Here is a 10,000-nt window from a genome sequence, read left to right as displayed (position 1 = left end):
CCGATTCGTCCGCTCGACTTGCATGTATTAGGCACGCCGCCAGCGTTCGTCCTGAGCCAGGATCAAACTCTCCGATATGGAGTCTTGATTGACTCTTGCTGGCGCAGCGGCCATGGTCACGGAGGTGACGCATGACGCGCTGCTATTTGATTCACTTAAGAATCGTGTTTGTTTCTTAGCGTTTTGCTGTTCAGTTTTCAAGGTTCAGTTCAGGCCGCTGTTGTTTGCAGCAACTTTACTAATATAACATCTTTCTAACTCGCCGTCAACCGTAAAATTCATTTTATAAATCCATGTGTTTCAGCGACTTAACTATAATAACAAGTATACATGTCTATGTCAACACGCTGTTTCATCTTTTTATATTCTTCAGACGCAAACCAATAAAAAAGTAAACAAAGGCTCTGTTAAAGAACAACGTTGATTTTTTCATCGCAAAAGTATGGAGCAAAAAGCGGAAGCTCCAGCAGTAAAGTGAAATGCCGAACAACCAAGGCTTTTAAATGCGAGTTAGTTTGGTGCAAGTCAACGGCAGCTGGCAGTGCGACTTCCTGTCACGCCTGCTGCATGACCCAAAAAGATGCGCTACTGCGCAAGCTCATCAGAAAGAGGAGCTGTTTTGTGGAATATCAGCAGCAATATTTAACATAGTCTAAACAAAAAAGAATTCTCATATCCTTAACCGTCGTGAAGACATAAAGTATTTTCCGACAGTTATATAATCAGTTTAAATGGTATATCAATATTGATTTGTTTTGATACTTTATTGGAACAGAACGGATAGGATTTTGTAATTCGCTGGCTTACTAAAAAACAAAGAGAGTTTTAGCAGAAAGAAATGGAGTTCTAAGTTCTGTCTTTAATGACAACTTGAAGTCTCGCAAAGCTTGCATCTATTCTAAGAATAAAAAAGCAGCCAATCTCTTTGTAACAGAGATTGGCTGCAGCATCACTTATATTGTTTCACTATCATTTGCATCTTCTTCTGATTCTTCTTCTGTCAGCAGCACGTCATCATCTGCATTCGGTCCCGGTTCAATTTTCTTTTCCTTGTCTTCTTCCGGAATCTCAATATCTTTCTGCACTTTCGCTACAGATGCCACTGTTTCTTCTTCGCCTAGACGGATCAATCGCACGCCTTGGGCACTTCGGCCATTAATCGATACATCATTGACGTCAAATCGGATGACGACTCCGTGTTCTGTGATGATGATAATGTCCTCGGATCCATCCACGGTACGTACAGCAGCGAGCGGACCATTTCTGTCTGTGATCTGAGCGGTCTTAATACCGTAGCCGCCCCTTGACTGAATCCGGTATTCTGATTCATTTGTCAGCTTACCGTATCCTTTCTCAGTTACGACTAGGATGAAATCATTCGATTCCAGCACTTCCATGCCGACCACCCAGTCACCATCACGCAGCCGGATACCGCGAACACCGCCGGCTGTCCGGCCCATGCTTCGAAGTTCCGTTTCCGGAAAGCGGATTAATTGTCCGCTCCGAGTTCCGATAACAATTTCTTTTTCGCCGTCTGTTAGCTTGGCAGAAATCAATTCATCATCTTCGCGCAGTAAAATAGCAATCAAGCCGTTCGTCCGGATATTCGCAAATTGGGAAAGTGTCACACGTTTCGCTGTTCCATTTTTCGTTGTGAATACTAAATAAGCATCATCAGTGAATTCACTTACACGAATCATTGTCGTCACTTTTTCGTCTTTATCGATCTCCACGACGTTCACAAGTGGCAGCCCTTTTGCTGTTCTTCCGAATTCAGGAATTTCAAATCCTCTTTTACGGAAGACTTTTCCTTTACTTGTAAAGAATAGGATAGTATCGTGCGTCGAGGTATAAAGCAGATGTTCGACGAAGTCATCATCATTCGTTCCCATACCTTGCATACCACGGCCGCCTCTTCCCTGACTGCGATATGTGTTAGCCGGCAGACGTTTGATATAACCATTATGAGTCAGCGTAACGATTGAGGCTTCCACTGGAATGAGATCCTCGTCTTCAATCACTTCTGCGCCGCCGGTTGTAATTTCCGTACGACGTTTGTCGCTGAACCGGTCCCGGATTTCTGTCAACTCCTCGCGGATAATCTGAATAATCCGTTGTTCATCAGCGAGAATCGCACGAAGCTCTTCAATCAATTTCACGAGTTCCTGATACTCTTCTTCGATTTTATCGCGCTCCAGCCCAGTCAGCCGCTGAAGACGCATATCTAGAATCGCCTGGGACTGACGTTCACTTAACGAGAACTGCTCCATTAAACCATTTCGTGCTTCTTCTGTTGTTTGGGAAGCGCGGATCAGTGCAATGATTGCATCAATGTGATCAAGCGCAATGCGGAGACCTTCCAGAATGTGGGCCCGATCTTCCGCTTTTTTCAACTCATACTGTGTACGGCGGCGAATAACTACTTTCTGATGCTCCAAGTAATGGTGCAATGCTTCTTTCAGGCTCAATACTTTTGGCTGGCCATCCACAAGCGCGAGCATATTAATGCCGAAGCTCGTCTGCAATGCTGTCTGCTTATATAAATTGTTCAGAATTACACCTGCACTGGCATCCCGCCGGATCTCCATTACAACGCGCATTCCGTTTCGGTCAGATTCATCCCGGAGGTCTGTGATGCCGTCTATTTTTTTATCGCGTACAAGTTCCGCTATTTTTTCAATCAATCTTGCTTTGTTAACTTGATACGGCAGTTCATGAACCAGAATCGTTTCTTTGCCGTTTGCCCGTGTTTCAATTTCAACTTTGGCCCGGATTAGCACAGCACCCTTACCGGTTTCGTACGCCCGGCGGATACCGCTCCGTCCGAGAATTATACCACCTGTCGGAAAATCAGGACCTGGAATACTGTCCATCAGCTCTTCAGTCGTGATCGCCGGATTCTCAGCCAACGCAAGTACAGCATCGATCGTTTCTCCCAAGTGATGTGGCGGAATATTTGTCGCCATACCGACCGCGATTCCTGACGTGCCATTTACGAGCAGGTTCGGGAATCGGCTTGGCAGGACAACTGGCTCTTTTTCCTGGCCATCGTAATTATCCTTATAATTAATCGTGTCTTTATTAATATCACGCAGTAATTCCATTGCAATTTTAGACATCCGGGATTCCGTATAACGCATGGCAGCTGCTGCATCGCCATCGACTGAACCGAAGTTGCCGTGACCATCAACAAGCATATACCGGTAGCTGAAGTCCTGCGCCATGCGGACCATTGTGTCATAGACAGCGGTATCGCCGTGCGGATGGTATTTCCCGATTACATCTCCGACAATACGGGCAGATTTTTTATATGACTTATCCGCAGTGTTACCCATGTCCTGCATCGCATACAGAATGCGGCGATGAACAGGTTTCAGGCCATCCCGGACATCGGGAAGAGCACGTGAGACGATGACGCTCATCGCATAATCCAAAAAGGATGTCCGCATCTCCGTGCTGAGATTTATTTCTTTAACGCCGCGGCGTGGCAAATCGGCCATACTGGCATCCCCCTTTTGCTTTCATCAATTAAATATCAAGGTTTTTCACGTAACTTGCGTTTGATTCAATAAAGTTCCGGCGCGGCTCCACTTCATCGCCCATCAGCATCTGGAATGTTTCATCTGCCAGCATGGCATCTTCCAGTGCGACCTGGAGAAGTGTCCGGTACTCCGGATCCATCGTCGTATCCCACAGCTGAGTAGCATTCATTTCACCTAGGCCCTTGTAGCGCTGGATATTTGGCTTCGGTGTTGCAGGCAGCTGGGCCAGTGCATCCTGCAGTTGCTGATCTGTATAGACGTAATCAATATGCTTGCCCTGTTTAATCTGATAGAGTGGCGGCTGTGCGATATAAACATACCCGGCTTCAATCAGCGGCCGCATGTAGCGGAACAGGAATGTAAGGAGCAAGGTACGGATGTGCGCACCATCCACATCTGCATCTGTCATGATGACGACTTTATGATAGCGTGCTTTTTCAAGTGCGAATTCATCACCGATGCCAGTTCCAAGCGCTGTGATGATTGCACGAATTTCCGCATTTGACAATATTTTATCAAGACGGGCTTTTTCCACATTGATGATTTTTCCGCGCAGCGGCAGAATCGCCTGGAAGTGACGATCACGTCCTGCTTTAGCTGAACCGCCTGCGGAATCACCTTCTACAATATAGATTTCAGAGATTTCCGGATCGCGCGATGAACAATCAGCGAGTTTACCCGGAAGGCTTGATATTTCGAGCGCTGACTTTCGCCGTGTAAATTCGCGTGCTTTTTTCGCAGCAAGACGGGCACGGGAAGCCATTAGCCCTTTCTCAATGACTTTTCGTGCAGAAGATGGATTCTCAAGCAGGAAGCGCTCAAGACCATCTGAAAAGAGGTGATTGACAATTTGGCTGACTTCCGAGTTGCCGAGTTTCGTTTTTGTCTGTCCTTCAAATTGCGGATCTGGATGTTTAACCGAAATGACTGCAGTCAGTCCTTCGCGCACATCCTCACCTGTCAGGTTTGGTTCCGCATCCTTTAACATGCTGTTTTTACGGGCATAATCATTAATAACCCGGGTCAAAGCTGTCTTGAAGCCGGATTCATGCGTTCCGCCTTCATAGGTGTTGATGTTATTGGCAAATGAATAAATTGTTGAAGCGTAGCCGCCGTTGTACTGCATAGCCACTTCAACAGATACACCCTCTTTTTCACCTTCCACGAAAATCGGTTCTTCATGGAGCGGATCTTTAGAACGGTTGAGGTGCTCGACATATGAACTGATGCCGCCTTCGTAATGATACGCATTTTCTTTTTCTTCGCCTTCCCGTTCGTCCGCAATGACGATTTGAAGTCCCCGGTTCAGATACGCCAGCTCACGAAGGCGATTTGCCAAAATGTCATATTCATATACGGTAGTCTCTGTGAATATTTCTGGATCGGCTTTGAACCGGACAGTCGTTCCGCTTGCTTCTGTCTCGCCGATTACATTCAATTCTTCTATCACAGCACCGCGTCTGAATATGATGCGGTGCTTTTTGCCGTCTCGGCTGACAACCACTTCCGTAGTTTCGGAAAGTGCGTTAACGACCGAAGCACCTACACCATGGAGACCGCCGGATACTTTATAACCGCCACCGCCGAATTTTCCGCCTGCGTGCAGTACGGTCATGATGACTTCTACAGCCGGCCGGCCCATCTTTTCGTGCATGCTGACAGGAATACCGCGTCCATTATCTTCCACACGGATCCAATTATCTTTTTCAATCGTGATTTTAATCTCATCGCAATAACCGGCGAGTGCTTCGTCGATACTGTTATCCACAATTTCCCATACTAAATGATGGAGGCCTCTCGAACTTGTCGAACCGATATACATACCAGGCCGTTTCCGGACTGCTTCGAGTCCCTCCAGCACTTGGATCTGATTAGCATCATACGTTTGCTGCAATGCACTTTCTTCCATTGCCATTTGGTTCACCTGCTCTTCCCGGCAGCTATAATCTGCCTTGCTCTGCTTTTTTTATCAGTGACTGCGCCCGGTAAGGCGAAGTATAGACTGCCTGCTCTGTTATAACGCGTGAACGACCCATCTCATGGCCGCTATCATTCGGCAGTATGGCAATCACTGATTTTATCCGGATGAAACGATTTCGATCAAGCTGAACGTACAACCGTTTCACTCCTTTACTGTTCCTTTAGAAACCTCAAAAAGCTTGGCTTGCCGGATGGTCTCATGCTGAATGCCTTCCACACTGGTTGTAGTAACGAACGTCTGGACAGTGCCTTGGATCGTATTAAGCAAATGTGTCTGCCGGTAATCATCCAATTCCGACAGCACGTCATCCAGCAGAAGTACCGGCGCTTCGCCGACTTCCTGTTTGATGAGTTCAATTTCTGCAAGTTTCAGAGACAGAGCGGTTGTCCGCTGCTGTCCTTGAGAACCATAAGTCTGTACATCATAGCCGTTTACTAAGAATTGCAGTTCATCGCGGTGAGGGCCGGCTAACGTCACCCCTCGTTCGAGCTCCCGTTTCTGAAGCCCGCTCAGTTTCTGTTCCAAAAAAGACGCCATTTCACCAGGTGCCCATTCCGGATCCAGTCCGCTTACCGGCAAGTAGCGGATCTGAAGTTCCTCAAGCCCCCGGGAAATGCCGCGATGAATCGGTTCGGCCCATTTCTGCAAAAGTGCCATAAACTCGAACCGCTTTCGGATGATCTGCACTGCTGCTTCGATGAATTGGCTGTTGTATACATCGAACATCACATCATCCACTCTGCTTTTTCCGTAATTTTGTTTCAATATGTGATTCCGCTGTTTTAAAAGGCGCTGATATGTCAGCAGGTTATGCAGATAAACCGGTGAGATTTGACCAATCTCCATATCGATGAACCGGCGTCTGACTTGCGGGCTTCCCTTTACGAGGTGCAGATCCTCGGGTGCAAACATGACCACATTAAGCTGGCCGATGTAATTGCTGAGGCGGTTCTGTTCCAAGTGGTTAACCCGGGCCTTTTTCCCTTTTTTCGACAGCGTGATTTCAAGCGGAAGATTCCCGTGTCTGCGGTGCACGTCACCTTTTATTTTACCATATTCCGCATCCCAGCGTATCAATTCACGATCGTTTGAAGTGCGGTGGGATTTTGCCATAGAAAGCACGTAGAGTGCCTCCATGATATTAGTTTTGCCTTGTGCATTTTCACCGATGAATACATTGATTTCCGGTGCGAACGGCAGATCCAGCCCTTCATAATTGCGGAAATTCTCAAGCTGCAGCCGGTCAATCCGCATGAGGTTTTGTACCTTCAGCAGCGGAAATACGGAATCGTCCGGTGCCCGGTACATTAACCGTGTCTCCAGGCCGGAGTTTTCTGCCCCGCCGGTCTTCAGCCTCTCCGTTCACAAAAACGGCATATTCGCTCAGAAACCACTTTGCCATTCCGCCCGATTGAATCGCATCGGTCATTTTTAAAAATTGGCCGAGCGTTATAAATTCCGATTCGATCATGATCTCTTTCAAAATAGCCTCAGTCCTTCTGCTGTTTGTATAGTTTTATTTTAACGTATGGCTTGCCATAAGTAAAAAAGGATAGCCCGTGCAGGCTATCCTGTTACCATTGACACTCCTCTGGCTATCACAGCGGAATTCTAAAGCACCTGGACGGTTTCCGATATTTTCTCTGCAGCATTTTTCCTTAGAAAAAAGAGGAGGTAAAATGCCGGTCAGCTGATAGCATGGATCTTTCTTTGTTCTTTATTCATTATAACAGAACGAACGTTCGTATGAAAGGGAAATACTTAGATTTTTATCCGGACCCATTGCGCTGGTTTTGCCTGTGAATATTGCTGAAATGCTCAGTAGGTGCGTACAGGCAAAATAAGCTGGAGAATTGAATCATCCAGCGCCGAACGCAGGATAAACGGACGCATAGCGCCGGTAAATTGGATAACCACGTCTTGCCCATCGATCGCTTTCAGTGCATCCATCATAAATTTGGCGCTGAAGGAAATTTTCAGTTCCTCTCCTTCAATCGCTTCCGCCAGCAGCTGTTCCTCAACTTTACCGACTTCCGGTGAATTTGAAGACACTTCCACCTCATCGCTGCCATTCGCTGAAAAGCGAACCACGTTATTGCGTTCCTCACGCGCCAGAAGTGAAGCCCGATCAATCGCCTGCAGCAATGCACGGCCGTTCACTGTTACTTGCGTTTTATATTCAGACGGAATCAGACGGGATGTGTCCGGGTAATTTCCTTCCAGGAGACGAGAGAAAAACAGAATATTTTTGGACCGGAACAGCACTTGCTGGCTGGTCATGACAACTTCTACCGGATCTGCTGAGTCATCGAGAATTTTGTTTAATTCATTCAGGCTTCTGCCAGGGACGACTGCATTATGCTCCTCGTCCTGAACCGATTCCAGCTTTGTCTTGCGCCGGGCAAGTCGGTGGCTGTCAGTTGCTACACAAACGAGTTCTCCGTCTTTTACTGCCCAATGAACACCAGTAAGTACTGGCCGTGTTTCTGAGCTTGAAACTGCGAAGACGGTTTCCCGGATAATCGTTTTCAGGAGATCAGCAGGAATTGTGAATAACTCATCCTCCTGCACATCCGGCAGATGTGGATAATCCAGCGGATCCAATCCAATCAAGTGAAACTCGGATTTACCGGAACGGATGTGCGTCTGAAAATTGCCGTTGATTTCAATTTCCACTTCATTTGTCGGCAGTTTCCGGATGATTTCACTAAAGACACGTGCCTGAAGAACAATGCTGCCTCCTTCTGAAACCTGCAGGATCTGCTTGCCATCTTCTTCTGCAGGAATGAATGTCTGAATTGTGATGTCAGAATCACTTCCTGTGAGACTCACGCCTTCAGCAGACACATCCATCTTTACACCTGTCAAGATGGGAATAGCTGTTTTAGAGCTGACTGCTTTCATAACGTCGCTCAAACCATCAAGCAGGCGGTCGCGTTTAATTTCGAATTTCATAAGTTCATACCTCGCTTATATATTATTATTTTAAAGATCTTTTAAACAGTAATAGTAGTAGGGGCTGTGGATATGTGGATAACCGCTTCAAAGTGAATGCTGTCAGTCAGTCTGACTGTTGATAAACTGTGTATAAAAAGTGGGATAACCCGGCAGGTTATCCACAGGCAATTTCCGGTTACTTCCCGAGCGAACTTTTGATTTTCTTCACATCACGCTGGAGAACCTTATTATCTTTAAGCATGACAGAGATTTTCTCATGTGCATGGATGACGGTTGTGTGATCCCGTCCGCCGAACTCTTCGCCGATTTTTGGAAGCGAAAAATCAGTTAATTCCCGTGATAAGTACATGGCGATCTGACGGGGAAAAGCGATGTCTTTCGTACGGCGCTTCGTTTTAAAATCTTCCAGCTTCACATGAAAATGCTGGCCGACGGCGTTCATAATATCAAGAATCGAAATCGTCTTCGGTTTGGTATTCGGAATGATGTCTTTCAGCGCTTCGGCAGCGAGTTCTCCGCTCATATCCCGATTTGTCAGCGATGAGTAAGCGACCACACGGATCAGCGCACCTTCAAGCTCCCGAATATTGGAATCAATCTGATTTGCAATATACACCATGACGTCATTCGGAATGTCCAGTCCGTCCGCCTTCGCTTTTTTGCGCAGAATCGCAATACGGGTCTCCAGATCCGGCGGGGTAATATCTGTTATAAGCCCCCACTCAAAGCGGGAACGCAGCCGGTCTTCCAGCGTCGGGATCTCTTTGGGCGGCCGGTCACTGGAAATGATGATTTGTTTCGCTTCTTCATGAAGTGCATTAAATGTATGAAAAAATTCCTCTTGTGTCTGCTCTTTTCCGGCCAGAAATTGAATATCATCGATCAGCAGTACATCAACATTCCGGTATTTATTGCGGAAGTCTCCCGTTTTATTGTCACGGATAGAGTTGATGAATTCATTTGTGAATTTCTCCGACGAAAGATACACGACTTTCGCTTTCGGATTGTGTTCGATCACGTAATGACCGATCGCGTGCATTAGGTGTGTCTTGCCAAGTCCTACTCCTCCATAAATGAACAGCGGGTTATACGCTTTGGCCGGCGCTTCAGCGACGGCGAGAGAAGCGGCATGCGCAAACCGGTTACCGGATCCGATTACGAATGTATCGAATGTGTAACGCGGATTAAGCATGCCGGGAAGCGTTCCAGACTGTTCATGATCGTCTGCCTGCACACGCGGTGCAGGCAGTTCAAAATCATCCACTTCCTGATCTTTGGGCACAATGAACTTAACGAGAAGTTCTTTATTCGTTAAATCGTTTAAAATACCGGTGATCAGGGGTACGTAATGGTTATCAAGCCAATCCCTGGCAAATGAATTCGGCGCGGCAATAGTAACTGTCTCGCCTTTGAACGACAGAAGTTTAGTCGACTTCAGCCAGGTCTCGAAGCTTGGTTTAGAGATTTTCGTTTCAACTTGTTCTAAGACACTTGACCACAGCTCATCCAAGTGTTCCAA

General features: G+C 46.7%; 7 protein-coding genes and 1 rRNA gene (1 of these 8 cut by a window edge). All 8 read right to left on the bottom strand.

The features are described from left to right. Nucleotides 1-78: ribosomal RNA gene (locus B0X71_RS00035) — 16S ribosomal RNA — on the bottom strand; it reaches 1,476 nt to the left of the window's first position. 875 nt (nt 79-953) lie between these two features. Further along, nucleotides 954-3,500: a DNA gyrase subunit A gene (gene gyrA / locus B0X71_RS00030; protein ID WP_077587557.1), complete on the bottom strand. Its 2,547-nt coding sequence runs from the start codon at nt 3,498-3,500 to the stop codon at nt 954-956. Between the two features lie 28 nt (nt 3,501-3,528). Next, on the bottom strand, nt 3,529-5,457 hold the full coding sequence (gene gyrB, locus B0X71_RS00025) for a DNA topoisomerase (ATP-hydrolyzing) subunit B (protein ID WP_077587556.1): 1,929 nt from the start codon (nt 5,455-5,457) through the stop codon (nt 3,529-3,531). 25 nt (nt 5,458-5,482) lie between these two features. Beyond that, complete coding sequence (locus tag B0X71_RS20780; protein ID WP_156889761.1) at nt 5,483-5,659, bottom strand: hypothetical protein; 177 nt, start codon at nt 5,657-5,659, stop codon at nt 5,483-5,485. Between the two features lie 5 nt (nt 5,660-5,664). After that, on the bottom strand, nt 5,665-6,777 hold the full coding sequence (gene recF, locus B0X71_RS00020; RefSeq protein ID WP_077587555.1) for a DNA replication/repair protein RecF: 1,113 nt from the start codon (nt 6,775-6,777) through the stop codon (nt 5,665-5,667). Further along, nucleotides 6,767-6,994, bottom strand: a complete 228-nt coding sequence (gene yaaA / locus B0X71_RS00015) for a S4 domain-containing protein YaaA (RefSeq protein WP_408634152.1) — start codon at nt 6,992-6,994, stop codon at nt 6,767-6,769. The genes recF and yaaA overlap by 11 nt, the downstream gene beginning before the upstream one ends. Before the next feature lie 347 nt (nt 6,995-7,341). Then, the gene (dnaN, locus tag B0X71_RS00010; RefSeq protein WP_077587553.1) at nt 7,342-8,478 is read right to left on the bottom strand and encodes a DNA polymerase III subunit beta; all 1,137 of its coding nucleotides are present in this window, start codon (nt 8,476-8,478) and stop codon (nt 7,342-7,344) included. Nucleotides 8,479-8,656: 178 nt separating this feature from the next. Continuing rightward, on the bottom strand, nt 8,657-10,000 hold the full coding sequence (gene dnaA, locus B0X71_RS00005; RefSeq protein ID WP_077587552.1) for a chromosomal replication initiator protein DnaA: 1,344 nt from the start codon (nt 9,998-10,000) through the stop codon (nt 8,657-8,659).

The organism is Planococcus lenghuensis (assembly GCF_001999905.1).
Classification (GTDB): Bacteria; Bacillota; Bacilli; order Bacillales_A; family Planococcaceae; genus Indiicoccus; species Indiicoccus lenghuensis.
This window is presented reverse-complemented; position numbering and strand designations above follow the sequence as displayed.

Coding starts and splice junctions, on each gene's coding strand:
- gyrA (WP_077587557.1), bottom strand. CDS start 3,500: ATGGCCGATTTGCCACGCCGCGGCGTTAAAGAAATAAATCTCAGCACG.
- gyrB (WP_077587556.1), bottom strand. CDS start 5,457: ATGGCAATGGAAGAAAGTGCATTGCAGCAAACGTATGATGCTAATCAG.
- recF (WP_077587555.1), bottom strand. CDS start 6,777: ATGCGGATTGACCGGCTGCAGCTTGAGAATTTCCGCAATTATGAAGGG.
- yaaA (WP_408634152.1), bottom strand. CDS start 6,994: ATGATCGAATCGGAATTTATAACGCTCGGCCAATTTTTAAAAATGACC.
- dnaN (WP_077587553.1), bottom strand. CDS start 8,478: ATGAAATTCGAAATTAAACGCGACCGCCTGCTTGATGGTTTGAGCGAC.